The following is a 24,962-nucleotide window of genomic DNA, read 5'->3' as shown; positions in this document are numbered from 1 at the left end:
CGAAATAATTCGACATATTTATCATGGCAAAAAAAATTAGCAATACGAAGCAAAATCTCGACACTAATCTTACCGAAGACGCTGCAGTCCACGACGATCTGGGACAGTTCGCCTTCGATCAAATGAAAGCGCTAACAGATAATCTTTTACGCTCGAAGTCCTTGTCTCTCAGTCAAGTTATGCATGTGATACATTCGTTCGCTTACGCGACTGAAGCTGCCGGTTGCAAACAAGACTTTGGTTTCTACCGCTTTGAGTCTTTGCTGGTCCAATGCGGCATTGAGGCTATTACCCACTACTGCCAAAACGACGAGTCTCACCGCCTTAACAAGCTGCCGTAAGCAGCGAAACGCGACGCCGAGAAAGCATCAGCCAGTTCGGCGCCGAGTTTTTGTTCCCCCAACCTACGGGTTGGGGGTCTCCCAAATCGCAGCACCATACACGCAGCTACGGCGACACCGAACGGCCTGGAAGTGGCCTCGAAAATTTGATTGGTGGTCTTCAGGTGGGCTGCATTTCGCCTGTGCGGCCTCGGCGGACCACCAAGAAAAAGATTGCGTCAGGAAGACACCTGATGCCACAAGTTTTCCTGGTGAAGCTTCGCTGGTCCATTACCGGTCCGTGAGGCAAAAATTGTGCGTATCGATTGGGCGGCAAGCGGCAACGAAATGCGGCCGCAGCCGGGATTTCTCGGCACGCACAGCCACGCAAACGCGGCGCCAACGAAAGACTATCCTACTTTCGCTGAGTGATAGGATATCCTTGATGGGCGCGTTTTGACTGGGCTTGCCCCAAGGGGCAGCCGTCTTGAAAATCCTTGTGTCGGTGGTTCGATTCCGCCCCGGGCCACCAAGAATGCAGCAGCAAAGCAAAACGCCACCTTCGGGTGGCGTTGTTGTTTCCGTCTGCAGTAACTTCTTACTCTTTCCTTTCCCTGAATTCCCCTTCGATCACATTGTCGTCGACGCTGGCAGGCGCGTTCCGGCCGGGAGCGAAGGCGAAGACCGACGACAGGCGGCCGAACAGGGTTTTCCTCAACCAGGGATAGCCGAGCAGGAAGGCCATCGTGAAACCTGTACACAGTGCGGGCAGGGTTTCGCCCAGCAACAAGAAGCGCAACAGGCAAAGTGCGAGCAAGCCCACGAAGAGCGGTCGGCGCACAGCTTGCGGCAAAACCCCGACGATGCGCGGCCGGCCCTGGCTTATCCAGGGAAACCGCGCGAATACGGCGCCCAGCAGCAGGCCCGCCACGACCCGGCTGGTGCCGAGATGATCGGCCAGCACCCCGACGACCAGGAAGCCGGTATAGGTCATGGTGCTGGCCAGGGCTGCCAGCACGCATAAGGCAAGGGCAAGCGCCAGCTTGGGCCTGCCGATCGCAGTTCTGATGAAAAAACCCAGGATTTGTGTACTCCGGAAAACGGTATTGGAAGGCTGAGACAGATTTTAACAGCACTCCCAACGCGCCGTTTTCCGGACTCACCCTTTCCATGCTCACCTCTCCATGTAGTCTTCCTGCGCCTCGACCGTTGCCGCGACTGCCGGCGCGGCCAGCCGGAACGGCGCCGTGCTGCGCCCGCTCTTGAGGAAATACAGCGGCCGCTTCTTGCTTTCGTCGAACAGGCGCGCCAGGTACTCGCCGATGACGCCGATGCTGAGCAGTTGCACGCCACCGAGGAACAGGACGATCACCACGAGCGAGGGATAGCCGGGAACGGGATTGCCGTACAAGAGGGTGCGTACGGCGAAATAGGCGCCGTAGCTGAGCGCGGCCATGGCAGTTGCCAGGCCGGCGTAGGTCGCCACCTTCAGCGGGCCGCCGGTGAACGAGGTAATGCCTTCCAGGGCGAAATTCCAGAGCTTCCAGTAATTCCATTTGGTGGTGCCGGCATAGCGCCCGGCGCGCCGGTACGGCACCGCCTTTTGCGGGTAGCCGATCCAGGCAAACAAGCCCTTCATGAAGCGGTGCTGCTCCCGCAACTGCTTGATCGCGTCGACCGCCCGCCTGCTCAGCAGGCGAAAATCGCCCGTGTCTTCCGGGATCGCCACCCGGCTCAGTTTCTGCATCAGGCGGTAGAACAGGAAGGCCGTGGCGCGCTTGACCACGCCTTCGCCGTCGCGCTGGGTGCGCTTGGCGTACACGACGTCGTAACCGTCCTGCCAGTGCGCGATCAGTTCGGGGATCAGTTCGGGCGGATCTTGCAGGTCGGCATCGATGACGATGACGGCGTCGCTGTCGGCATGGTCGAGGCCGGCGGTAAGCGCGATCTCCTTGCCGAAATTGCGGCTTAGGTCCACCAGCTGCACCCGTACCTGCCGTGCATCGAGCTCGTGGATGAGCTCCAGCGTGCCGTCGGTACTGCCGTCGTTGACATAGATGATCTGGCTGTTCATGTCGAGCGTGGCGAGCACGGCGCAGACGCGCCGGTGGAACTCGGGCAGGACTTCCATTTCGTTATAGACCGGCACGACGACCGACAGCGAACGCCTGGTGTCATGGGTCCTCAATGATTCCCGCATCATGCCATGTCCTTTCCGTGAGAAAACGTTCGACGTGCCCGAAAGATCCGCTGTGCACCGACGAAATTGCACGCTACCACTGTGCCGATCGCCAGCAACTGGACCGCCAGGTAGTTCAGTCCAAGCCACGCCACGCCAAGCGCCATGACGGCCGCGTTGACGCCAAACCCCAGCACGCTGGCCAGCATGAATTCCGGTAGCGCCCGGCCGTGCGGCACCTGGCTGCGAAAGGTCCAGGCGCGGTGCAACAGGTAGTTTTCGACGACCACCAGCACGAACGCGCAGCAGCTTGCCGGCACGACGGGCCAGTGCAGCACATCCACCAGGCTCCAGAGCAGCGCGAAATAAACCAGGCTGCCGGCCAGGCCCACCAGTGCGAAACGGAGAAACGCGCCGCGCATCGCTAGGCCGCGCGGGCAACGTAGTATTGCGTCCATAACAGGCCGGCCCCGGCCGTTCCGCGCAGCTTGCGCTCCAACCATTGCTCGAACCGCAAGGCGAGCTCGCCCCCGAATTCGGCAAGCAGCGGCAGGTACATCCCCGACTGGTGCTGTTCGCACAGCGCGAATCCGGCCTCGCGCAACTGGCGCTGCACCGTGCGCGCCGTCATCAGGTTGATGTGCCCGGTTTCGAGCACCGGCTCCCGGTAGATGCGCCGCACCAGCGCGATGACGCCGGGAAGAAACGCGACCCTGGCGGCCTGTTCGAGCGGGCTGTAACGCTGCGGCGTCGACAGCACCAGCACGCCGCCGGGCCTGAGCAAGCGCCGCATGCCGCGCAGCGCCAGCGCCGAGTCGGCGATGTGCTCGACCACCTCGGTGCAAAGGATCAGGTCGAAGCTCGCCGGCGGCAGCGCCGAATCGCAGATGTTGTCCAGCGCCAGCTGCAGGTTCGGCAGGCTGTGCCGCAACGGCGCGGCATGCTTCAGGAAGGCCGCCTCGACGTCGCTGGCCACCACGTCGGCAAACAGGCGCGCCAGCACCGGCAGGTAGATGCAGGAACCGGGACCGACCTCCAGGGCGCGCGCGGGATGAGCCTGCGCATGACGGCGCAAGGCCTCGATGATCCAGTCGCGCCTGCTGCAATGCAGCCAGCGCCGGGTCGGATTGCGCGACCGGTACAGGGTTTCCTGCAGCGCGACCAGTTCACTGTCGGACGCCATGGCCTTCCTCCTGCTTGTCCGCCCTGCTCGACAGGATGGCCGCGCGCGGCACGGTGCGCAGCAGCACGGAATGCCGCTTGTCGCCGAAGACTTCCCTGAAACTGCCGTCGGCCAGCAGCAACTGCCGGATCGGCGCGTCCTTGCCGAGGATCGCGTAGTCGATCGCATGCCGGTCGAATCTCCGCTTCCAGTCGGCCGTGCCCGTGTAGATCTGGAGGTAGTCCTCGAAAAACTGGTCGCCATACACATCGACACGGCCATCGATGAACACCTTGTGCTGCGGTCCGAGCCGGTAGATCAGGTAGCCCCCGTCGCCGTACACATTGAACATGTTTCCCTGAATCCGGTTCGCGATTACATAGTCTGCCGCCGCGGCCGGCAGGTGTGTGCCCTGCCTTGCCGCGTTGGCGCGGAACGCCGGCTGGAAGGCCCACAGCAGCATCGCAATGGCCAGCAATACGATCCCGTTCAGCACGCCTTCCGCCTGTCCCAGTTGCTTGCCACCCCCGACCGTGCTGGCATAGGTGCGCGCCAGCCAGGAGCGCCGCCATGCGGCGGCACAGGCGGTTCCGCCGCCGCGCGCGAGCGCAAGTGCGATGAAGGGCATGACCGCCAGTACCGCGAGCGGAACATGCCTGCTCGAGACAAACCCGTTGAACAGGAAGAATCCCGGAACCAGCAGTTCGGTAATGTCGGCCCTCGGCGTCGCGTAGATGGTCGACAGGACAAACGCGGCGCACAGCAGCAGGTACAGCTTGTGGCTGAACTCATGGAAATTCGGGCTCTGCCATTCCAGGATGTGCTGGTTTGCCTCCATGCCGAGGACCTGGAAGGGGTAGAGCCAGTGTCCTGCGAATTCGGGATTGGCCAGGCTGGCCAGCGTGGTGGCGACGGCCATCCAGCTCAACCAGACCAGGCGCTGCTTCTGCGCAGGAGCGCGCTGCGCTGCGAAGCAGTAATTCAGCCATTCGGCGCAGGCGAACAGGACGGTGAGCGCGATCCCGATCACGTAGCCGCCATGGACGTTCACCCACACGAGCATCAGCAGCGGGAGCGCGAACAAGGCGCGCCGGGCGCCGTGGTACTTGTCAGCCAGGAGGATGGACAGGTAGATGGCAAACAACAGATAGGTCACCAGGTGCGGGCGCGGCGTCCATCCGCCTGCCAACACGACGCCGCCGCAGATGGCCAGGGCGGAGGCGACCAGGGCCGATCGCCCAAGCCGCCGCGTCAGGGAGTAGATCACGCCGAGCGTGCCCACTGCGAGCAGCGCCGTCAGCAAGCGGACGCCGAACGCCCCCCAGCTTGCGAACGCGCCGAACAGGAGTACTTCGAACAGCCACTCGTGCAGCACCCAGGGCTGGCCGGCGCGCGTGTACGAAAAGATATCGCCTGGCGGCAGCGCACGATGGGCAAGCATGTACTCTCCTGCCTTGAGGTGCCAGAAATAATCTGGATCGGTCAGCGGCAGGACCATGACCAGAATCATGAACAGCGCCACGAAGGCCGTCCTGGTCTTCGTTAGCAGGGGGGCAGCGGTGAACATTGGACGTGCCTATAGGAAATTAATTAGTCCCCAATATAGGCGGGCAGCCTTTTTAAGTAGTTGACGACACGCAACTTTTTAAAATCCTCTTCCCATGCCTTGCACAAGGCATGGGCTGCTTTTCATGAGGACAGCATGCTCCGGCGTCCGTTGATACCATGCACATGCCAAAGCATGCTTTCGACGCTACCCGTCCCGAGGACCGACATGAGATACGCCTCCGTACACCAGTTTCTGCAACACGTCGCCGATAGAAATCCTGGCCAGCCCGAGTTCTTGCAGGCCGTAACCGAAGTCATGGAGAGCCTGTGGCCCTTCATCGAGCGGCACCCCAGGTACGCCGAACAGGGCCTGCTGGATCGCCTGGTCGAACCCGAGCGCGTAGTCATCTTCCGGGTTGCCTGGGTCGACGACCACGGCCAGGTCCAGGTCAACCGCGGTTACCGCATCCAGCACAGCATGGCGATCGGCCCCTACAAGGGCGGCCTGCGCTTTCACCCCTCGGTGACCCTGTCGGTGTTGAAGTTCCTTGCCTTCGAGCAGACCTTCAAGAATGCCCTGACGAGCCTGCCCATGGGCGGCGGCAAGGGCGGCGCCGATTTCGACCCCAAGGGCAAGAGCCCCGGCGAGGTCATGCGCTTCTGCCAGGCCTTCGTGAGCGAACTGTTCCGCCATGTCGGCGCCGCTACGGATGTCCCGGCCGGCGACATCGGCGTCGGCGGGCGCGAGGTCGGCTACATGGCCGGCATGATGAAGAAGCTGAGTAACCGCGCCGATTGCGTGTTCACGGGCAAGGGCCTGAGCTTTGGCGGTTCCCTGATGCGCCCCGAAGCGACCGGCTACGGCACCGTGTACTTTGCCCAGGAGATGCTCAAGACCCGCGGCCGCTCCTTCGACGGCCTGCGGGTGAGCGTCTCGGGTTCGGGCAATGTTGCGCAGTATGCGGTCGAGAAGGCCATGTCCCTCGGCGCCAAGGTCATCACGGTATCGGATTCGAGCGGGACCGTGATCGACATGGACGGCTTCACGGCCGACAAGCTGGCGGTCCTGATGGAAGTGAAGAACCACCTGTATGGCCGCGTCAGCGACTACGCCGCCCGCACCGGCAGCCGGTTCGAGGCGGGCGTGCGTCCCTGGCATGTCCCGGTGGACGTGGCGCTGCCCTGCGCGACCCAGAACGAACTAGATGCGAACGATGCCGCAAGCCTGATCGCGAACGGGGTAGTGTGCGTGGCCGAGGGCGCCAACATGCCTTCCACCATCGAGGCGGCCAGGGCCCTCGAAGCCGCCGGCGTACTGTACGCGCCGGGCAAGGCGAGCAATGCGGGCGGGGTGGCGGTGTCCGGCCTCGAGATGAGCCAGAATGCCGAGCGCATGAGCTGGCCCGGAGAAGAAGTCGATGCCCGCCTGCTGCAGATCATGCAGAGCATCCACGCGGCCTGCCTGAAGTACGGCGCCCGCGCCGACGGCAGCGTCAGCTACGTGGACGGGGCCAATATTGCCGGCTTCGTCAAGGTGGCCGACGCCATGCTGGCCCAGGGCGTGATCTAGGTTCCGGGCGCGGGGCAGGCAGGCGCGGCGTCACGCCTTCTTCAGCGCCTCGGCCTTGTGCGCCGCCTCGGCGCCGGTCTTGTCGCTGACGACCAGGTATTCGGGATGCTCGCGCGACGCGGCCACATGGTGTCCCTTGATCTCGGTCGGGGACGTCAGTTTTTTCTTGATCGTGCCGTGCACCGTGCCTTGCGACGATTGCCATTGCACCTTGTCGCCGGGTTTGAACGCGTCTGCCATGCTGACTCCTTCGCTTGGAATGTTGTCTCGCCCGCCGGCCGGATGACGTTCAGCCGGACCTGCCCGGGATGGGCAAGCCTTCCGCCAGCGCCAGCCTTTCCATCGCCGTTTCCAGCACCATGCGTGCGCGTCCCGAGGCGAGCTCGAGCTCGCGGTGCAGGCGCGCATCTTCCTGGTTGCGCGAGGCGCACTGGGCGCTGTAGCGCTCGAAGCTGCCGACCATCATCAGGATCTCGGACAGGTGGCGCGGGCATTCGCAGGACAGGCGGTTGCCGGCCGCCGTGATGGCGGCCAGCGCCTGGTCGTCGAAGCGGCGCGGCGCCACCGGTTCGCCCTGCGGCTCGGGCGCCGGCAGGCCCTGCCCGGCCAGCGCGGAGCGGCACAGCAGTACCAACTCGCCGATCTCGGCCGGCACGCGCGCCACCAGGCAACCTTGGGCGCGCAGCGCGCGGATCGTGGCGCTGCCGCAGAAGCGGTACAGCACCACGGTGGCCGCCGGACGCGTGATGTCGCGCGCGGCCGCCACCTGCGCCACCGCGGCTTCGTCGAGCTCGGAGGCTTCGATCAGCAGCACGTCCAGCGCCATCCCGTCGGCGAGCGAGCCGACCTGATCCAGCCGGGTGCAATGGCGCTGTACGTGCAGCGCACGACCGTCGCGTCCGCTGGCGGCGATCCGGCGCACCAGGCTTTCGCCGACCACCAGCACGCGCATCGGTCCGCTGACGTCGGCTGCACGCGCCGCGTTCGGCGCCAGCATTTCTTCCAGCCGCTCGACCGGCAAGCCGGTCAGGACCCCGATCGGATGCCCCAGGTCGACCAGTTGCTTGAGCAGGCCCAGGCGCCGTACCTGCTCGGCCGTATAGAGGCGCTGGCCATGGGCCGAGCGCTGGGTGTCGGAGAGCGCATAGCGCCGCTCCCAGACCCGCAGCGTTTCCACGGGCAGGCCCGCGAGCCGTGCAGCGACACCGCTGCGGTAGGTGACTTCGCGGTGTTCGCCCCGCGGTGCATCCATTCTGTCGTTCATATGACCCGCCCCTGAACCATTTATCGATGAGTTTCCCGCTACAAATGCGAGACATTGCAAGTGTAACGCAAAATCGTCAAAGATAGCTGTTCAATACCGATTCATCCGCCAGCCTTGCACAGGCTTACCAGGTGAAGTCGTCCGGGATCTTGAAGTCGGCGTAAGGATCGTCCGAATCGACTTCGGCACTGGATTGCTTGACCTGGATGACGCTGTCCGGGTCGCGCTCGGCAATCTTTTCGCCGATGACCTTCGGCACCAGTTCGTAATTCCCTTTCAGGAACACGATCACCAGCCGGCCTGCCACCAGGTGCTGCCGCACCTGCTCGGACACATAGATGCGCTCGATCTTGGTGCCGTGGGTGAAGTTGTAGGCGATGTCGCCCTTGCCGGTCTTGGCGCGCGGCTGGCGGTTCTGTTCCACCAGTTGGGCGATCTGAGCCCGCACCGCCTTCTGGGCCGCCTCGGCGTCGCGCTGCGCGTTCAGTTCACGCGCCCGCTCGGCGTTCTTGCGCTGCATTTCCAGCGCGGCCTCGCGCGATTCGTTGACCGACTCGAGCCCGGTGCGGCGCTCGATCTTCTTCTGCTTGCTCTTGTCCTGGTTGACCTTCTGGACCTTCTTCTTGTCCACCAGGCCGGCTTTCAGCAACTGCTCCTGCAGCGAGACCATCGTATTACTCCTTGCTTACATGGTGAGGTGGCCGGCGGCACGGCGCCGCCGGCGAAGCCGCTAGCATAGCAAACCGCGCAGGCCGAGGAATACCATTCTTCTTGCATGATATGCATGTGCCCTGTAGACGCTGCCAGTTAACTCAGCCATAGTTCCTTGTCCACATTCACCGTGTTTCTCATGCGCCCACTCTCCCGCCCCCTGGATCGTCTCTACACAGCAACGATGTCGAGCAGCGCTGCCGACACGGCCGACACGATCGCCCCCACCCTGGTCGAGCGGCCGCGCGACGGCCAGGCGGCCAATGGCCCGCTGGTGTTCACCTTCAGCGAAGCCGTCAAGCTCGGCCCCAACGCGAGTATCCGCGTCTACCCGGGCACCAAGGCCGGGATCACGATCGCCCTGGCGGACAATCTCGCGGTCACCCTCTCGGGCGCGACCCTCACGGTCCAGTTGCCGCAGCAGCTGGACTATGCGACCTCGTATGCGGCCCAGTTCAGCGCCGGCGCGATCGTCGACCTGGCCGGCAATCCGGTCTCCGGCGGATCCTCGTTCAACGTGAGCTTTCGCTCCGGCCTGAGCCCGGTGGCACTCGATCTCAGCGGCACGAGCGGCAACGATACTCTCGACGGCAGCGACCTGGACGACACCATCGACGGCGGCGCGGGCGCCGACACGCTCAATGGCCACGGCGGCAACGACCTGCTGTACGGCGGCCCCGACGCCGGCGTGGACCGGATCAACGGCGGCGCCGGCGACGACGGCCTGTGGGGCGGCGGCGGTAACGACGAGCTCAACGGCGGCAGCGGCAACGACCGACTCTACGGCGAGGGCGGCAACGACCGCCTGAACGGCGACGAAGGCGACGACCTGCTCGAAGGCGGCGCCGGCGACGACATGCTGAACGGGGGCACGGGCGCCAACACCTTGCGCGGCGGCGAAGGCAAGGACACGCTGGTGGGCTCCGCCGGCAGCGAATATGACGGCGGCGCGGGCGACGATGTCTTCATCGTCAACTACAACGCCCAGTCCAGCGGCCCGACAGTAATGCGCGGTGGCGACGGCAGCGACACGTTCCACCTGGGCCTGCTGCCCTCGCCCGCAGGCACAACCCTCATCTCCGGCGGCGCCGGCACCGACACCTACGTCCCGACCACCGGCAATTTTGCCAGCTTCCCCGACATTACCATCACGGATTTCACGCCGGGCGCCGGGGGCGACCTGATCGACGTACGATCGGTCGTTTCCGGCAGCGGGGAGGAGCGCAATCCCTTTGACGGCGGACTGCGCCTGCTGGGATCGGGCAGCGACACCCTGCTCCAGCAACGCCTCCTCGCAAGCGGCGCGTGGGTGACCGTGCTGACCCTGGCCGGGATCGCGCCTTCGCAGCTGCTCGCCGCCAACTTCGTCGAGGGTTTCGATCCGCTCGGCGGCACGGTCGGCCTGACGCTCACCGGCACGGCCGACAGCGATACCCTGAACGGCGGGCGCCTCGACGACAGCTTGTTTGGCCTCGGCGGCAACGACCTCCTGGAGGGCGGCGAGGGCAACGATCTGCTGGAAGGCGGAGACGGCAACGATACGCTCAATGGCGACGTCGGCAACGACACGCTGCGAGGCGGTGCCGGCGACGACACGCTCAACGCCAGCCTGTTCGGCGACAACCTGCTCGAGGGAGGCGCCGGCAATGACCGCCTGCGCAGCTACGGCGGCGGCAACGACCGCCTGCTCGGCGGCGACGGCGACGACAGCCTGCTCCTGATGGAGCACAGCAGCGGCGTACGCGGCGCCACCATCACCCTGTCGGGCGGGGCCGGCAACGACCGTATTTCCATCGTGTCGATGGGCCGCGCCGCGAGCGTGATCGCCAGCGGCGGCGAAGGCGCCGACCTGTTCCACCTGGGCGGCATTGCAGGTGGAGGAAAACTCAGGATCCTCGATTTCGGCGCGGCCGACCAGCTCGACCTGCAGGAATGGCTGCCGTACGGGATCACGGACAATCCCTTCGGCGCCGGTGGCTACTGGAAAGCGGTGCAGGAAGGCGCCGACGTCGGCATCTATGTCGACCGCGACGGCACAGGGCCCCTTCCCGCAGGACTGCTGCTCACGCTCGCCGACGTCGCGCTTGCCTCGCTCAGCGGGGCGAACTTCGTGGGCGGATTCGATCCGGCCGGCGGCAGCCTGGGGAACAACGGCCCGATCGGCCTGACCCTGACCGGCAGCGCGGGCGACGACGTCCTGTCCGGCCGCGACCTGAACGACACCATCGACGGCCGCGCCGGCAACGACGACCTGCGCGGCGAGGCCGGCGACGACAAGCTGTTCGGCGGCGACGGCCACGATCGGCTGGACGGCGGCGCCGGCAACGACCACCTCGAAGGCGGCGACGGCAACGACACCCTGTCCGACGGCTTCGGCGACGATGTCCTGATCGGTGGCGCCGGCGACGACATCCTGAGCGACGGTACTGGCGACAACGTCCTGAGCGGCGGCGCCGGCAACGACGTCCTGAGCAGTATCGGATCGGCCGGGAATCGTCCGGCCGGCACCATCCTCGACGGTGGCGACGGCAATGACCGCTTCCACGTGGGCAGCACGGTCAAGACCGTGCTGGGCGGCGCGGGCGACGACGACGTGACGGTCGACGACGAGGGCGGCCCAGCCGGCAGGGCGCCGCTGCTCGTGGACCTGGGCGACGGCAACGACCGCCTGAGCTTCAGCGCCTTCTACGAGGAAGCACGCGCAGTGCGGGTCAGCGGCGGCGCCGGCGTCGACAGCTACCGGTTCGGCGGCGGCTACCACTGGCCGCTCCTCACGATCACCGATTTCCAGACCGGCGCCGGCGGCGACGTGCTGGACGTGTACACCTTCGCTCCCGCCAGCCGCGACAGCAATCCGTTCGCCGCGGCCGGCAATGCGCGGCTGCTGCAGGAAGGCAGCCACGTGCTGCTCCAGGTAATTCCCCCCGAGGCGGGCGCAGCATCGTGGGTGACCCGGGTGGTGTTCGAGAACACGCGCGTGGCCGACTTCACGGCCGCGAATTTCACCGACAACGCCCGCCCCAATGCCGAGCCGGGGGGGCTGGTTCTGAACGGCACCGCCGCCGGCGACCTGCTGTTCGGTGGCATGCTTGCCGACGTCCTGCGCGGCGGCGACGGCGACGACGAGCTGTTCGGCAATGGCGGCGCCGACCAGCTGTATGGCGACGACGGCAACGACTTCCTGTTCGCCGGCGACGGCAACGACCGCCTCGACGGCGGCGCGGGCGACGACGTCCTGAATGGCGAGGCGGGCGACGACGAACTGCTGGGTGGCGCCGGGAACGACACCATGGAAGATCGTCTCGGCAATAACGTCCTGCGTGGCGGCGAGGGCAACGACCAGATCCACACCGGCGCGAACGGCAGCGCCCAGGTGTTCGGCGAGGCGGGCGACGACCTGCTGTTCATCGCCGGCAGCGGCCGCTACGACGGCGGCGATGGCCACGACAGCTTCTTCATTTCCCTCGACAAGGCAGCCACCGCCACCCTGCTGCTGACCGGCGGCGCCGGCCGCGACAGTTACACGCCATCCGGCGCCGCGCCCGGCGCGACGGTGACGATCACCGATTTCGCCGTCGGCGCCGGAGGCGACTTCATCAACGTCGACAAGCTGCCGCCGGCCGGCAACCCGTTCGCGCCCGGCGGCAGCCTGCAGTTCGTGCAGCGCGGCGCCGACACGGTGCTGCAGCTCCGCGTCAGCCAGGACAGCAGCGCCTCCTTCCAGGACGTGCTCATCCTGCGCGACGTCGTCAGAACGGCGCTGACCAGCGAGAACATCGTCCTGGGCTTCGATCCGCACGGCAGCCTGCGCGGGCTGAGCGTCCATGGCACCGATGGGGCCGACAAGCTGGCCGGCACCGTGCATGAAGACATGCTGCGCGGCGGCGCCGGCAACGATGTGCTCATCGGGGGCGGCGGCTACGACCTGCTCGATGGCGGCGCCGGCATCGACACCGCCGTATTTACCGGCGCGCGCAGCCAGTACAAGGTGGAGCGCTTGCCGCACGCCCCGCAGGATCCGCTCGACATGGTCGTGTCCGACGTGCGCCCCGGCCCCGGCGACGGCAAGGACCGCCTCACCGGCATCGAACGCCTGGTGTTCGCCGATGGCGCCATCGCCTTCGACACCGGCGTCCGGGACGTGGCCGGCCAGGCCTACCGCATCTACCGCGCGGCCTTCGATCGTACGCCCGACCAGGGCGGCCTGGGGTTCTGGATCGCGGCGATGGACCGCGGCAGCACGCTGGCCGAGATCGCGAGCGGCTTCGTGCGTTCGCAGGAATTCATCGACCTGTACGGCGCCGCGCCGACCAATGCCGAGATCGTGACCCGGATGTACACCAACATCCTGGACCGCGCACCCGAGCGGGCCGGCTACGACTACTGGCTCGCGGCCCTCGACAACAAGGTAGTCGACGTCGCTGCGATGCTGGCGATGTTCAGCCAGAGCAACGAAAATTACGCGGCGGTGGCGGAGCTGATCTCCGACGGGATAGCCTACCAGCCCTTCGGCGGCTGAGCCGAGTTATCCTGTCGAAGATTTTTACATATTTATAAGTATTTCTTATGGGAAATGGTTGATTTATAAGATAAATCAATGATTTAGACGCTTGGCATGATCTGTGCTTTTAACAAATTGATCGAATGCCCGGACAGCAAGCGATGCTATCCATGGTGCATGAACCCCTTTCAATTCACCGTACGGAGGCAACACATGATCAAGAAGCTGATGCTTGCCCTGACCCTTGCATCGACGATGGGCTGGACCCAGGCAGCAGTCCTGCTGGCCGAAGATTTCGACGATGTCGCCGCCCTGCCGGGCCAGGGCTGGGTGTTCGACAACGCGAGCGTGCCGCCGGGCATCGCCCCCGGTTGGGTGCAAGGCAACCCGCTCGTGTTCACGGCCCACCAGGGCGCCGACGATGCCTATATCGCCTCGAGTTTCGAGAGCGCAGCACCGGGCGGGCAGCTCGACGACCGCCTGTTCACGCCCCTGTTCTCGCTGCAGGACGGCGCGGTCGCCACATTCTGGCTGCGCGGCGCCGATGATCCTGGCTTCAGCGACATCGTGGTGTACGGCTATACCAACGGCGCCACCGATCCGGGCGCCTTCATCAAGTCGATGACGGTCACCGCGCCGCAGGATGGCTGGACCATGTACACCCTGACCATCGACCCGATGGCCGGCATGATGGCGCGCCTCGGCTTCGTCCACAGCGGCGCGGAAGCGAGCTCGAACTATGTCGGCCTCGATACCCTGCGCATCGAATCGCTGCCGCCGGCCGGCGTGCCGGAACCGGCCTCGCTGCTGATCCTCGGGATCGGCGCAGCCGGCCTGGCGCTGGCGCGCCGTCGCCGCTGATCCCGGCCCGGCGTAAAGGCCGGGCCCACCGTACTACCTCCCTGCACACCCGCCTGCTGCCCCGCAGGCGCTTTGCCCTCCCTGCCGGCATGGCCTCGACGCCGCGGCCGCGCCATCGTGCTCCAGCCTTTTTCGCCGCACAGTAGACTGTCCCCAGTTCCGATGATGTGCGCCGCTGCGCCCGGCGACGCTCCTGCACAGAAAGGACGCGACATGACTGCCTCCACCAATGGCGTCTCGGTCTCGGTCTGGATGGATACCGTCGAGCTGCCTGCGTCCCCGCCCCTGTCCGGCGACCTCGATACCGAGGTCTGCGTGATCGGCGCCGGCATCGCGGGCCTCACCAGCGCCTACCTGCTCGCGAAGGAAGGCCGCGAAGTCGCCGTGATCGACGCGCTCGGCATCGGCGCCGGCGAGACCGGCCGCACCACCGCCCACCTGTTCCCGCCGGACGAGTGGTACACCACCATCGAGGACAAGTTCGGCGCCCCCAGGGCCCGCCTGGTGGCCGACAGCTACGCCAGTGCGATCGGCCTGGTCGAATCGATCGCGGGCGAGATCAGGGCCACCGACGACATCGATTGCGGCTGGAAACGCCCGACCCGGCGGCCGACCACGACATCCTGTTCGTCGGCGGCGCCGACCACAAGACCGGCCAGGACGCGCACCCGGAACACCGCTACGACGAGATCGAGCGCTGGACCCGCGAACACTTCCCGATGGCCGGGGCGGTGGCCTACCGCTGGTCCGGCGAGGTGATGGAGCCCTCCGACGGCCTGGCCTACCTCGGACGCAACCCGATGGACGACGACAACGTCTACCTGATCACGGGCGACTCCGGCAACGGCATGACCCACTGCACCATCGGCGCCATGCTGGTGAACGACCTGATCGCCGGCCGCGACAACCCGTGGGCAGCGCTGTACGACCCCTCGCGCAAGCCGGTGCATGGGCTGGCCGACTTCGCGCACGAACAGGCCAATACCATGGCGCGCTACGGCGAATGGCTGACCGGGGGCGACGTCGACTCGGTACACGAAATCGCCGCCGGCGAAGGCGCGGTGGTGCGCGACGGCTTGCGCAAGATCGCCGTCTACCGCGACGCCCAGGGTGGCCTGCACGCGGTGTCGGCCAAGTGCACCCACCTCGGCTGCGCCGTGCACTGGAACTCGGCCGAGCCCTCCTGGGATTGCCCTTGCCATGCCTCGCGCTTCGACATCGAGGGCAATGTGCTGCACGGACCGGCGCCGGAACCGCTCGACAAGGTCGAACTGGCCGACGAGACCCCGCCGCCGCGCTCTCCCCGTCCCGGCGTGCGCGGCCGCAGCGCGCGCTGAACGCCGCGGGAACGGGAAGCGTTAACGACGACACCAGCCCGCAGGCTGGTGTCGTGCGCGGCCGCGCGGGCCGCATCCGGAGTCCGCGAATGACGCGGATGAACGCGGATCAGTAGCCGCGGCCGGTAGTGCCGGTGGTGGTGCCGCTGGTGCCCGTGCCGGTGGTGCCGCTGGTGCCCGTGCCGGTGGTGCCGGTGGTACCCGTGGTGCCGCTGGTGCCGCTGGTACCCGTGGTACCGCTGCGGCCGGTGGCGTCCATGGTGCCGGTCGAACCGCTGGTGCCCATGGTGCCGGTCGCGCCGGTGCCCATCGAGCCGCTGGTGGTGCCGGTGGCGCTGCTCGAGCCACTGGTGGTGCCGCTGGAAGTGCCGGTGTCCATCGAGCCGCTGGTGCCCGAGGCGCCGCCGGTGCCCATCGAGCCGGACGAACCGCTGGTGCCCATCGAACCGCTGGTCGAGCTACGGGTTTCCGGCTCGCTCGAACGGCCGGAGGCGGTGCGGCCCGCTTCGACACCCGAGCTGCCGGTGCCCATCGCACCGCTCGAGCCGCTCTGGCCGCTCATGCTGCCCGAAGCGCCGGAGTCCATCGCGCCGCTCTGGCTGGAACCCATCGCGCCGCTATGGCTCGAACCGCTCGCGCTGCTGCTCGAATGCTTCTTGGCATGCTTCTTGTGCGTCATGCTCTTCTTGTGGTGCTGGTCCGAGCTGCCGGTCGCGCTGGCCGACGAGCTGCCGCTGCTTTGATCGTTCATGCTGCCGCTCTGCTGGGTGCTGGCGCTGCTGCCGGTGCCGGCGCCACGGGTGTTCTGGGTGCCGTCCGAGGATTGGGCGTGCACCGCGCCGGCGCCGAACATGGCGGCGGCAATCGAAGCGCCCAGCAAGCCTTTCAGTAGCTTATTCGTCTTCATGTCGATCTCCTCAATTTGTCTTCGGGGCTGAAAGCTCAACAATATCAATAAGATATTGAATTAGGGTTCCGAGTGTAGAGAGGCCGCATCGCGGAAGGCGCACGGTAGCCTTCCGGAAAAAACGAAAAGTAGACGCAGCGGATCAGGGCGGCGTCGGTGCGGCGGCCGCAGCGGCCGCGGCGGCCGTGGTGCCGGCGCCCGTGCCCGGTACGCCTGCCGCCTGCGCCGACAGCGTGCCGAGCTGGGTGTACAGCGCCAGCACGTTGCTCTTGTCGTCCGGGTAAACGCGGTTCGACAGGAACACGTAGAAGGTGCCTGACTGCGGATCGACCCACAGGATGCAGCCGGTGAAGCCGGTATGGCCGTAGGAGCCGACCGGGAACACGCTGCCGCGCGGGCGCTGCGCGTAGGGCGAGTCGATGTCCATGCCCATGCCGCGCAGGGCCAGCCCGGACGGCGACTGCACGGTGGTGAGCAGGCGCACGCTCCGCTCGCTCAATACCCGCACGCCATCCAGTTCGCCTCCATTCACGAGCATGCGGCCGAAGCGCGCCACGTCGCGCACGGTGGAGAACACGCCGGCGGAACCGCCGACCCCGCCCATGCGGCGCACGGTCGGATCGTGCACCACGCCGGCCAGCAGCCGGCCGGGCGCCAGGTCGCCATGCAGGGCTTGGTCGGCGCCCCCTGCGGCAGCGGGATCGGCGCCGCGCTGGGTCGGTGCGATGCGCGCGGCCGCCATGCGCGCCAGCGGAAGATAGCCGGTGTCGCGCATGCCGAGCGGCGTAAAGATACGCTGCTGCGCGAAGCGCTCCAGCGGCATGCCGGCCACGCGCTCGACCAGCAGGCCAAGCAGGGTGTAGTTGATGTCCGAGTAGCGGAACAAGGTCCCCGGCGTGTGGGTCACGGCCTGGGCGCAGGCCAGGTCGCGCGCCGCTTCCTTGCCTTGCCAGGCCGGCTTGGCCGGCAGGCCCGCCGGCAGCCCGGACGAATGGGTCAGCAAGTGGCGCAGCGTGATCGCTTCCTTGCCGCCGTTGGCGCATTCCGGAAAATAACGCACCAGCGGCGCTTCCAGGTCGAGCTTTCCTTCTTCGGCCAGCAGCAGCACCGAGGGCGCGGTGGACAGCACCTTGGACAGCGAGGCGGCGTCGAACACCGTCTCGGGTGTCACCATCGGCGCGCCGTCCTCGTAGGTGTAGCGGCCGTAGGCCTTCTCGTAGACCGCGCCTTCGCGCTCCAGGTGGAACACGGCGCCGGGCAGCTTGCGCGCGGCGATGCCCTCATTGATGGCGCGGTCGATCTGCGCCAGCGGGGCCGTGGCGAGCCGCGTGTCGGCGTGCATCGCGCTGCCCTGCCCCGGCAGCTGCGCGCAGCCGGCGGCCAGCAAGGCGGCGCACAGGGTGGCAAGGAAGGTCGTGCGGCGGCATGGCAGGGTCGCGAAGCTGGTCATGGCAGGCTGGAATGGTGGCTCGGGTCGCCCGATGATAAGGAGGGGGCTGACACTGGTCAATCTTTACAACGCGGCAATTTCGGAGCAGCTGCGCACGCCAAAAATCGCATCGGCGTATGATATTTGGATGATTCCATTCTCCATACTCGACCTCGCGCCCATCACCGAGGGCAGTGATGCGGCAACTTCTTTCCAACGTACACTCGATCTCGCCCAGCACGGCGAGCGCTGGGGCTACCACCGTTTCTGGCTGGCGGAACACCACGGCATGCCGGGCATTGCCAGCGCGGCAACCGCGGTCCTGATCGGCCACGTGGCCGGCGGCACCAGCACGATCCGGGTCGGCGCCGGCGGCATCATGCTGCCGAACCATTCGCCGCTGGTCATCGCCGAGCAGTTCGGCACGCTCGCCTCGCTGTACCCGGGGCGCATCGACCTCGGCCTGGGCCGCGCCCCTGGCTCGGACCACACCACCGCGCGCGCCCTGCGCCGCAACCTGGCTTCGGATGCCGACGAATTCCCGCAGGACGTCGTCGAGCTGATGGATTATTTCGCCGGCTCCACCCGCCGGCCGGTCAGCGCGGTGCCGGGCGCGGGCCTGGACGTGCCGGTCTGGATCCTCGGTTCCAGCCTGTTCGGCGCCCAGCTGGCGGCGGCGCTCGGCCTGCCCTACGCCTTCGCCTCGCACTTCGCGCCGCAGATGATGATGCAGGCCATCGAGATCTACCGCTCGACCTTCCGTCCGTCGAAGCAGCTCGACAAGCCTTATGTGATGCTGGGCTTCAACGTGTTCGCGGCCGATACCGACGACGAGGCGCACCTGCTGGCCACCTCGATGCAGCAGGCCTTCGTGAACCTGCGCAGCGGCCGCCCCACCAAGCTGCAGCCGCCCAAGCCGGGCTACCTGGAAAGCCTGGGCACCGCCGAACGCATGATGTTGGACAGCGTGCTGTCCTGCACCGCCATCGGTTCGCCGGCCACGGTGGAGAGCCAGCTGCGCAGCTTCATCGCGCGCACCCGGCCGGACGAGCTGATGATCACTTCGCAGGTCTTCGACCATGCGGCGCGCCTGCGCGCCTACGAGATCACGGCCGAGATCAACCGCAAGGGCTGAGCCCGATGCAAGCCTGGTCGCCCCGGCGAAGGCCGGGGCCCGGTTTGCACATCGCTGGCTCAAGCGTCGCCGGTGCCCATCTGCAGCATGTCGATCAGCGCCCGGGTCGACCTGACCCTGCCCATGCGCGGGAAGATGTGCTTGCACGCGAAATGGTGGGCCTCGGCGTCGATGCTGGTCATCGCATCTTCCGCGAACACCAGCGTGTAGTTGCGGTCTAAGGCGGCGCGCGCCGTCGATTCGACGCCGAAGTTGGTTGCGATGCCGCCCAGCACCAGGGTGTCGATATGGCGCCGGCGCAGCAGCAAATCCAGCTCGGTGCCGTAGAAGGCGCCCCACTGGCGCTTGGTGACCACGATATCGGTGGCGTCCACGCCGGCCATGTCGGCCAGCTCCGAGGCGTCGTAGGGCGGCGCGGCAGCGCCCGGCGGGCGCATCGGCGCGTCGGCCACGGGCGTGGGCAACTGATTCACCAGCACTCGCACATAGATGACCATGGCCCCGCGGTTGCGCATTTCCTGGGCCAGCAGCACGCAGTTGCCCACCGCCTGCTCGGCGGTATAGGGCCCCAGCGCGCGTGAGACGTTGCTGTTCTGCAGGTCGATCAGCACCAGGGCCGTGCGCGCCAGGTTCAGGGATTGTTCGGTCATGGCATTTCTCCTGCTGCTTCGTTGATCCAAGTATTCACGATTCGCGTGCCTTGCGGCGCACACGGCTACAATGGCCCGAACGATTCTTCCTGGAGCAAGCATGCAACGTCGCCAGTTCATCCATCTTTCCTCGCTCGCCGCCGCCGTCGCGGTCCTGCCCGGCTGCGCCGCGGTCGCCAACCTGACGACCGGCCCCCTGATCGAGCGCCACCTGCCCAAGGACTACAGCGGCGTGGTGGCGGTGCGCAAGGATGCGCGCTCGACCCTGGTCACCCACGCCGGCGGCCTGGCCCTGCGCGAAGAGAAGCAGCCGGTCACCAAGGACACGCGCTTCCTGATCGGCTCGATCACCAAGTGGATCAGCGCCGTGACGGTGCTGCGCCTGGCCGACATGGGCACGCTCGACCTCGACGCACCGATCGCGCGCCACCTGCCGGAACTGCCGGCGGCGAACGGCGCGGTCACGCTGCGCCAGCTGATGTCGAACCGCAGCGGCATCCCGAACGGCCTGCTCGAGGCCTTGAAAAAGGACCGGGCGGCGGTCGAGAAGCTCGAGATCGGCCCGGTGGAGGCGGCCCTGCGCTTCGGCACCGGCACGCCGACATCCAGCCCGGGCGAGCGCTGGGACTATTCGTACACGAACTGGATCCTGGTCGCGGCGGTCGTCGAGCGGGCCCGCAAGGAGCCCTTCACCGAGACGGTGGAAGAACTGGTGCTGGCCCCCAGCGGCGTGCGCGACACCAGCTTCGCCGCGACCGGCTATGAAGACGAGGTGGGCATGGCGGTCGCCTACAACGAGGCCGGCCTGCGCAAGACCTCGCCCGTGCCGCCGATGATCGTGGCCAGCGGCACCATGTACAGCACGGCCAGCGACCTGGTGAAGATCGCCGACACCGTCTATTTCACGAAACTGCTGTCGGATAAGGCGCGCAAGGAGCTGTCCACCGTGGTGGTGCCGTCGGAAGACTATGCGCTGGGCGGGAAGGTGAAAACCATCGCCACGAAAGAAGGCGCCCGCACGCTTGCCTGGGAAGCGGGCGCCATCGGGGCCTACAAATCGCTGCTGGCCTACGATCCGGCCGATGGCCGGGTCGTGGTCCTGCTGAACAACACCGACATGCCGCAGTCGGAACAGGCCAGGATCGCCGTGGCGCTGTTCCAGGACATGTGACATGTGACGCGAACGGCAGCGCCGTTCGCGTCAAGCTTCCTTACTGCACCGGTTTCCCGTCGGCGTCGATCTTGCGGACTTCGCCGATGTTCAGCGAGCGGATGCCCGCTTCCACCTTGCTCATGTCGCCGACCACGATCCACACCAGGCGGTCCGGGGTGAAGCTGCGGGCCGCCAGCGCGTTGGCCTGCGCCGGGGTCAACGCGGTCGCCTTCTGCGTGTAGGTGTTGTAGTAGTCGTCCGGCAGGCCGAACTGCACGATGTTGGTGTAGGCATTGGTCAGCTGGCCGGCGGTTTCGAAGCCGCCCGGCAAGCCCAGCGTGTTGTTGTCGACCGAAGCCTTCAACTCTTCCGCCGTGATCGGCTTGCCGCCTGCGATGTCGCGGTACTCGCGCACCAGTTCCTGCATCGATTCACGGGTCTTGTCGGTCTGCACCGGCGAGACGCTCATGAACGGACGCTGGCCCAGGGCTGGCTGCAGCATGCTGCGCACGCCATAGGACCAGTGCTTTTCTTCGCGCAGGTTCATGTTGATGCGCGAGTTGAACGAGCCGCCAAACACGTGGTTGACGAGTTCCAGCGGCAGCGCATCCGGATCGTTGCGCGGCGTGGCCAGCTGGGCGCCCACGATCACGCTCTGCAGCGCGCCCGGACGGTCGACCAGGTAGACCACGCTCTTCTCGGGCGCGGCGACCTTGCTCAGGACCTTCTTCGGCACCTCGCCTGCTTTCCATCCCGCGAACGCTTTTTCCAGCATCGGCTTGACTTCCGCCAGGGTGGTGTCGCCCACCACCAGCAGGGTCGCGTTGTTCGGCTTGAACCAGGTGGCGTGGTACTTCGCCAGGTCGTCGCGGCGCATGCTCTGCACGGACGCTTCGGTGCCGGTGCCGGTGAAGGGCTTGGCGTAGGCATGGTCCTGGCCGTACAGGATGCTCGGCAGGACGCGCAGGGCCAGGGTCTGCGGCACGGTCTTCTCGCGCGCGATCGCGGCCAGGCGGTCCTTCTGCAGGCGCTCGAACTCGTTCTGCGGGAAGGACGGGTTCAGGATCAGGTCCGAGTACAGGGTCAGCGCCTGCGGCATGGTGGCCTTCAGGGCGTTCAGGTACACGAAGCCGCTGTCCAGGTTGGCGCCCGCGCCGAACTGCGCGCCCATGCTTTCGAAGGCTTCGCCGATTTCCAGCGACTTGCGGGTCTTGGTGCCTTCTTCCAGCATGCGCATGGCGAAGCTGGCCACGCCCGGCTTGTCTTTCGCGTCCGAAGCATAGCCACTGTCGACCAACAACTGGAAGTTGACCACCGGCGCGTCATGACGCTCGGCCAGCACGACCTTCAGGCCATTCGACAGGGTCGTCTTCTGCATTTCCGGCAGCTTGAGCGCCATCGGTTTGCCCAGCGCCGGTTCCTTGCTGCGGTCCACGCCCGGCTTGCCTGCCGCCAGGCCGGTCGGATAAGGGTCGACCTGCAGGACGAAGTCGCCGTCGCTGAGCCAGTCGTTCATGGCCTTCTTCACGGACGCCGGGGTGGCGTCCTTGATGCGCTGCAGGTAGATCTTGTAGCAATCCGGATTGCCGGTGTAGGTCTGGCACGAGGCCAGCAGGTCGCTCTTGCCGCCGAAACCGCCGACGCGCTCGATCATGCGGGTGTAGCGCGCCAGGATGGTGGTCTTGGCCAGGCGCAGTTCGCTTTCGGTCGGGCCGTTCTTCATCAGGGCCTTCAGCTCTTCGTCCGCGGCGCGTTCCATCTTCGCCACGTCGGCGCCCGGACGCGCGGTCAGGGTCATGTCGAACTGGCCGCCGATTTCCGAACCGTCGTCGCTGGCGACCGCGCTAGTAGCCAGCTGGTCCTTGTACACCAGGCGCTTGTACAGGCGCGAGGTCTTGCCGCCGCCCAGCACCAGTGCGGCCAGGTCGAGCTGCGCTTCTTCCGGCGTGTTCGCGCCCGGCACGTTCCAGGTGCGGTAGATGCGCGACTGCGGCACGCGGTCCTGCACGACCGTGCGGTGGGTGCCGGTGCGCTTGGCGATCCAGGCTTCATGCTTGGCCAGCGGCGGGCCCGGGGGAATATGGCCGTAGTACTGCTCGACCTTCTGGCGCGCCACTTCCGGGGTGATGTCGCCGGACAGCACCAGCACGGTGTTGTTCGGGCCGTAGTTGGTCTTGAACCACTCCTGCACGTCGGTCATCGAGGCCGCATCCAGGTCTTCCATCTTGCCGATCACGGTCCAGGAATACGGGTGGCCGACCGGATAGGTATTGTTCACCAGCAGTTCGTAGGCCACGCCGTAGGGCTGGTTCTCGCCCTGGCGCTTCTCGTTCTGCACCACGCCGCGCTGCAGGTCGAGCGTCTTCTTGTCGACGGTGCCGAGCAGGTGGCCCATGCGGTCGCTCTCGGCGAACAGGGCGTAGTCCAGCATCGAGGTCGGCACGTTCTGGAAGTAATTGGTGCGGTCCTGGTTGGTGGTGCCGTTCAGGTCGGTTGCGCCGATGCCTTGCAATGCGCTCAGGTAGGTCTTCTTGAAGTTGTCGCTGCCACCGAACATCAGGTGCTCGAACAGGTGCGCGAAACCGGTCTTGCCGACCTTTTCGTTCTTGGAGCCGACGTGGTACCAGGTGTTGATCGCCACCACCGGGGTCTTGTGGTCTTCGTGGACCAGCACCGTCAGCCCGTTCTTCAGGGTGAACTTGGTGTACTTGACGTCGGGGATCGGGATGTCGGGCGTGCTGGCCGAGGATTTGGCCGAAGTCGGGGCCGGGGCCGCGCTTGCGGCGGATACGCCAGTGGCCAGCGCGAGCGCGACGGCCATCTGGAGAGTGCGACGAACGGATGCTGCCATGCTGCTCCTCCAAGGAAACGGCGGGTTGCCGATCCTGGCATTCTAGGCAGCTTTTGTTATTGCAACAAAGAATTAATGCGCAGGAGGGAGAATCCATGCGCACAGCATTGGCTTGCGCTCTATTGCGGCACGATCCGCAGCAGGCTGCCCCTGGTTTCGTCGGTGATCGCGTACAGGTAGCCGTCCGGTCCCTGGCGCACGTCGCGCACGCGCTTGCCGATCGCCAGGCGCTCCTGCTTCACCACCTTGCCCTGGGCGTCGAAGGCGACGCGGCGGATGTCCTCGGTCGCCAGCCCGCCCGAGAACAGGCTGCCGCGCCAGGCCGGGAAGGCCTGGCCGGTGTACCAGGCCAGACCCGAGGCGCCGGTGGACGGCGTCCACACCACCAGCGGCTGCACCATGCCCGGCACCACCTGCTTGCCGACCGGCTCGCGGGTCTTGTAGTCCATGCCGTAGCTCTGCAGCGGCCAGCCGTAGTTCTTGCCGCCTTCGATCAGGTTGATCTCGTCGCCGCCGCGCGGGCCGTGCTCGCTGGCCCAGACGCGGCCCTGCGGGTCGACCGTCATGCCCTGGATGTTGCGGTGCCCGATGCTCCACAGCTCGGGCAGCGCGCCCTTCTGCGCCGCCAGCGGGTTGCCCGGCGCCGCCTTGCCCTCGGCGCTGAGGTGCAGGATCGAACCATTGTGGCTGCCCACGTTCTGGGCCTGGTCGCGCGCCAGCATGTCGCCCACGCGCGCGGGCGGGTTGCCGCCGTCGCCGATGCTCATCAGGAGCGTGCCGTCCTTCAGGAACACGATGCGCGAGCCGAAGTGCTGGCCGCCGCTCTTCGCGGGCGAGGCCGTGAACAGGGTCTTGATGCCGTGCACCCGCTTGCCGTCGAACACGCCCTGTACCAGCACCGTACGGTTCGCGTCCTCGGTGCCGCTGGCCATGGTCATGTAGATGCGCGGGTTGGGTCCTTGGTCGGCCGGGTGGACGGCGATGTCGAGCAGGCCGCCCTGCCCGCCCGTGAACAGCGCGGGCAGGCCGTCGACCGGAATGTCCCGCACCTGCTTGCCTTCCACCAGGTGCAGCGTGCCTTTCTTGCCGGTGACCAGCACGCGACCGTCGGCCAGCCAGGCCATGCCCCAGGGCTGCGGCAGGCCGTCGGCGACGGTCTCGAGCTTCCAGCCCTTGGCCGCGGGCGGCTCGGCCACCGGCGTGACCTGGGCCAGGGCATGCCCGGCAAGGGACGTGAACAAGCTGGCAACAGCCAAAGCAATTCCTTGATAACTCGTCATGAAAGTATCTCCTAGGATTGGTCAAACCATTAACAAAGTGTGCTTTTTACCGCATTTTCCTGCATTTTCTCTGCACGTTTAATACAAGGAGCGTAGAATTCACG

At 66.4% G+C, this 24,962-nt stretch carries 20 protein-coding genes and 1 pseudogene; 8 read left to right on the top strand and 13 right to left on the bottom strand.

Translation table 11 applies throughout. The features are described from left to right. The first annotated feature begins 23 nt into the window (after positions 1-23). Positions 24-341: a hypothetical protein gene (locus AB3347_RS22240; RefSeq protein WP_369093900.1), complete on the top strand. Its 318-nt coding sequence runs from the start codon at positions 24-26 to the stop codon at positions 339-341. A 577-nt stretch (positions 342-918) separates the two neighbouring features. Here the strand turns inward: AB3347_RS22240 and AB3347_RS22235 are convergent. The 5 genes from AB3347_RS22235 to AB3347_RS22215 all read right to left on the bottom strand — a co-directional run bounded on the left by AB3347_RS22235 (position 919) and on the right by AB3347_RS22215 (position 5,228). Next, a complete protein-coding gene (locus tag AB3347_RS22235) occupies positions 919-1,314 on the bottom strand; it encodes a hypothetical protein (protein ID WP_369093899.1) in 396 nt (131 codons plus the stop codon). 180 nt (positions 1,315-1,494) lie between these two features. Further along, positions 1,495-2,523, bottom strand: coding sequence for a glycosyltransferase family 2 protein (locus AB3347_RS22230; RefSeq protein WP_369093898.1), 1,029 nt, complete (start codon positions 2,521-2,523; stop codon positions 1,495-1,497). Then, positions 2,520-2,921, bottom strand: coding sequence for a GtrA family protein (locus AB3347_RS22225; RefSeq protein WP_369093897.1), 402 nt, complete (start codon positions 2,919-2,921; stop codon positions 2,520-2,522). The genes AB3347_RS22230 and AB3347_RS22225 overlap by 4 nt, the downstream gene beginning before the upstream one ends. 2 nt (positions 2,922-2,923) lie before the next feature. Beyond that, positions 2,924-3,682, bottom strand: coding sequence for a class I SAM-dependent methyltransferase (locus tag AB3347_RS22220; RefSeq protein WP_369093896.1), 759 nt, complete (start codon positions 3,680-3,682; stop codon positions 2,924-2,926). Beyond that, positions 3,666-5,228, bottom strand: a complete 1,563-nt coding sequence (locus AB3347_RS22215) for a hypothetical protein (RefSeq protein ID WP_369093895.1) — start codon at positions 5,226-5,228, stop codon at positions 3,666-3,668. Before AB3347_RS22215 ends, AB3347_RS22220 begins: the two co-directional genes overlap by 17 nt. Positions 5,229-5,435: 207 nt before the next feature. On the opposite strand from AB3347_RS22215, the gene gdhA reads away from it, so the two are divergent. Then, positions 5,436-6,779 carry an NADP-specific glutamate dehydrogenase gene (gene gdhA / locus AB3347_RS22210; protein WP_369093894.1) on the top strand — a complete coding sequence of 448 codons (1,344 nt, stop codon included), beginning with the start codon at positions 5,436-5,438 and terminating at the stop codon, positions 6,777-6,779. Between the two features lie 30 nt (positions 6,780-6,809). Here gdhA and AB3347_RS22205 read toward each other — a convergent pair whose 3' ends face one another. The 3 genes from AB3347_RS22205 to AB3347_RS22195 form a co-directional block, all read right to left on the bottom strand. Next, positions 6,810-7,019, bottom strand: a complete 210-nt coding sequence (locus tag AB3347_RS22205; RefSeq protein ID WP_369093893.1) for a DUF2945 domain-containing protein — start codon at positions 7,017-7,019, stop codon at positions 6,810-6,812. Between the two features lie 49 nt (positions 7,020-7,068). Beyond that, positions 7,069-8,031, bottom strand: a complete 963-nt coding sequence (locus AB3347_RS22200; protein ID WP_369093892.1) for a MerR family transcriptional regulator — start codon at positions 8,029-8,031, stop codon at positions 7,069-7,071. A 136-nt stretch (positions 8,032-8,167) separates the two neighbouring features. Beyond that, positions 8,168-8,713 carry a DUF2058 domain-containing protein gene (locus AB3347_RS22195; RefSeq protein WP_369093891.1) on the bottom strand — a complete coding sequence of 182 codons (546 nt, stop codon included), beginning with the start codon at positions 8,711-8,713 and terminating at the stop codon, positions 8,168-8,170. A gap of 225 nt (positions 8,714-8,938) precedes the next feature. Between AB3347_RS22195 and AB3347_RS22190 the strand changes: the two genes are divergently transcribed. The 4 genes and pseudogenes from AB3347_RS22190 to AB3347_RS22175 all read left to right on the top strand — a co-directional run bounded on the left by AB3347_RS22190 (position 8,939) and on the right by AB3347_RS22175 (position 15,453). Then, complete coding sequence (locus tag AB3347_RS22190) at positions 8,939-13,273, top strand: DUF4214 domain-containing protein (RefSeq protein ID WP_369093890.1); 4,335 nt, start codon at positions 8,939-8,941, stop codon at positions 13,271-13,273. 195 nt (positions 13,274-13,468) lie between these two features. Next, positions 13,469-14,116 (top strand): choice-of-anchor J domain-containing protein, encoded by a 648-nt coding sequence (locus AB3347_RS22185; protein ID WP_369093889.1) that lies wholly within the window; start codon positions 13,469-13,471, stop codon positions 14,114-14,116. A 162-nt stretch (positions 14,117-14,278) separates the two neighbouring features. Continuing rightward, a pseudogene (locus AB3347_RS22180) lies at positions 14,279-14,674 on the top strand (FAD-dependent oxidoreductase); the annotation flags it as partial. 23 nt (positions 14,675-14,697) lie between these two features. Further along, entirely contained in the window at positions 14,698-15,453 is a 756-nt protein-coding gene (locus AB3347_RS22175) for an FAD-dependent oxidoreductase (protein WP_369093888.1), read from the top strand. Positions 15,454-15,562: 109 nt separating this feature from the next. On the opposite strand, the gene AB3347_RS22170 is transcribed toward AB3347_RS22175, so the two are convergent. Together AB3347_RS22170 and AB3347_RS22165 are read right to left on the bottom strand one after the other, a co-directional pair. Further along, positions 15,563-16,360, bottom strand: coding sequence for a hypothetical protein (locus AB3347_RS22170; protein ID WP_369093887.1), 798 nt, complete (start codon positions 16,358-16,360; stop codon positions 15,563-15,565). A 142-nt stretch (positions 16,361-16,502) separates the two neighbouring features. Then, positions 16,503-17,810: a serine hydrolase domain-containing protein gene (locus tag AB3347_RS22165; protein WP_369093886.1), complete on the bottom strand. Its 1,308-nt coding sequence runs from the start codon at positions 17,808-17,810 to the stop codon at positions 16,503-16,505. A 127-nt stretch (positions 17,811-17,937) separates the two neighbouring features. On the opposite strand from AB3347_RS22165, the gene AB3347_RS22160 reads away from it, so the two are divergent. Beyond that, on the top strand, positions 17,938-18,924 hold the full coding sequence (locus AB3347_RS22160) for an LLM class flavin-dependent oxidoreductase (protein WP_369093885.1): 987 nt from the start codon (positions 17,938-17,940) through the stop codon (positions 18,922-18,924). Positions 18,925-18,983: 59 nt separating this feature from the next. Here the strand turns inward: AB3347_RS22160 and AB3347_RS22155 are convergent, their stop codons facing one another. Next, a complete protein-coding gene (locus AB3347_RS22155; protein ID WP_369093884.1) occupies positions 18,984-19,574 on the bottom strand; it encodes an isochorismatase family protein in 591 nt (196 codons plus the stop codon). A gap of 100 nt (positions 19,575-19,674) precedes the next feature. Here AB3347_RS22155 and AB3347_RS22150 point away from each other — a divergent pair, with 100 nt between their 5' ends. After that, positions 19,675-20,745 (top strand): serine hydrolase domain-containing protein, encoded by a 1,071-nt coding sequence (locus AB3347_RS22150; protein WP_369093883.1) that lies wholly within the window; start codon positions 19,675-19,677, stop codon positions 20,743-20,745. Positions 20,746-20,785: 40 nt separating this feature from the next. On the opposite strand, the gene AB3347_RS22145 is transcribed toward AB3347_RS22150, so the two are convergent. Beyond that, complete coding sequence (locus tag AB3347_RS22145; RefSeq protein WP_369093882.1) at positions 20,786-23,578, bottom strand: M16 family metallopeptidase; 2,793 nt, start codon at positions 23,576-23,578, stop codon at positions 20,786-20,788. Positions 23,579-23,697: 119 nt separating this feature from the next. Continuing rightward, positions 23,698-24,858: a PQQ-dependent sugar dehydrogenase gene (locus AB3347_RS22140; protein ID WP_369093881.1), complete on the bottom strand. Its 1,161-nt coding sequence runs from the start codon at positions 24,856-24,858 to the stop codon at positions 23,698-23,700. Between the last annotated feature and the right edge of the window lie 104 nt (positions 24,859-24,962).

The sequence above is a fragment of the Massilia sp. X63 genome, assembly GCF_041023745.1.
Taxonomy (GTDB): domain Bacteria; phylum Pseudomonadota; class Gammaproteobacteria; order Burkholderiales; family Burkholderiaceae_D; genus Telluria.
This window is presented reverse-complemented; position numbering and strand designations above follow the sequence as displayed.

Bases quoted from the DNA above. Each gene is read 5' to 3' on its own strand.
- AB3347_RS22240 (WP_369093900.1), top strand. From the start codon at position 24: ATGGCAAAAAAAATTAGCAATACGAAGCAAAATCTCGACACTAATCTT.
- AB3347_RS22235 (WP_369093899.1), bottom strand. From the start codon at position 1,314: ATGACCTATACCGGCTTCCTGGTCGTCGGGGTGCTGGCCGATCATCTC.
- AB3347_RS22230 (WP_369093898.1), bottom strand. From the start codon at position 2,523: ATGATGCGGGAATCATTGAGGACCCATGACACCAGGCGTTCGCTGTCG.
- AB3347_RS22225 (WP_369093897.1), bottom strand. From the start codon at position 2,921: ATGCGCGGCGCGTTTCTCCGTTTCGCACTGGTGGGCCTGGCCGGCAGC.
- AB3347_RS22220 (WP_369093896.1), bottom strand. From the start codon at position 3,682: ATGGCGTCCGACAGTGAACTGGTCGCGCTGCAGGAAACCCTGTACCGG.
- AB3347_RS22215 (WP_369093895.1), bottom strand. From the start codon at position 5,228: ATGTTCACCGCTGCCCCCCTGCTAACGAAGACCAGGACGGCCTTCGTG.
- gdhA (WP_369093894.1), top strand. From the start codon at position 5,436: ATGAGATACGCCTCCGTACACCAGTTTCTGCAACACGTCGCCGATAGA.
- AB3347_RS22205 (WP_369093893.1), bottom strand. From the start codon at position 7,019: ATGGCAGACGCGTTCAAACCCGGCGACAAGGTGCAATGGCAATCGTCG.
- AB3347_RS22200 (WP_369093892.1), bottom strand. From the start codon at position 8,031: ATGGATGCACCGCGGGGCGAACACCGCGAAGTCACCTACCGCAGCGGT.
- AB3347_RS22195 (WP_369093891.1), bottom strand. From the start codon at position 8,713: ATGGTCTCGCTGCAGGAGCAGTTGCTGAAAGCCGGCCTGGTGGACAAG.
- AB3347_RS22190 (WP_369093890.1), top strand. From the start codon at position 8,939: ATGTCGAGCAGCGCTGCCGACACGGCCGACACGATCGCCCCCACCCTG.
- AB3347_RS22185 (WP_369093889.1), top strand. From the start codon at position 13,469: ATGATCAAGAAGCTGATGCTTGCCCTGACCCTTGCATCGACGATGGGC.
- AB3347_RS22170 (WP_369093887.1), bottom strand. From the start codon at position 16,360: ATGAAGACGAATAAGCTACTGAAAGGCTTGCTGGGCGCTTCGATTGCC.
- AB3347_RS22165 (WP_369093886.1), bottom strand. From the start codon at position 17,810: ATGACCAGCTTCGCGACCCTGCCATGCCGCCGCACGACCTTCCTTGCC.
- AB3347_RS22160 (WP_369093885.1), top strand. From the start codon at position 17,938: ATGATTCCATTCTCCATACTCGACCTCGCGCCCATCACCGAGGGCAGT.
- AB3347_RS22155 (WP_369093884.1), bottom strand. From the start codon at position 19,574: ATGACCGAACAATCCCTGAACCTGGCGCGCACGGCCCTGGTGCTGATC.
- AB3347_RS22150 (WP_369093883.1), top strand. From the start codon at position 19,675: ATGCAACGTCGCCAGTTCATCCATCTTTCCTCGCTCGCCGCCGCCGTC.
- AB3347_RS22145 (WP_369093882.1), bottom strand. From the start codon at position 23,578: ATGGCAGCATCCGTTCGTCGCACTCTCCAGATGGCCGTCGCGCTCGCG.
- AB3347_RS22140 (WP_369093881.1), bottom strand. From the start codon at position 24,858: ATGACGAGTTATCAAGGAATTGCTTTGGCTGTTGCCAGCTTGTTCACG.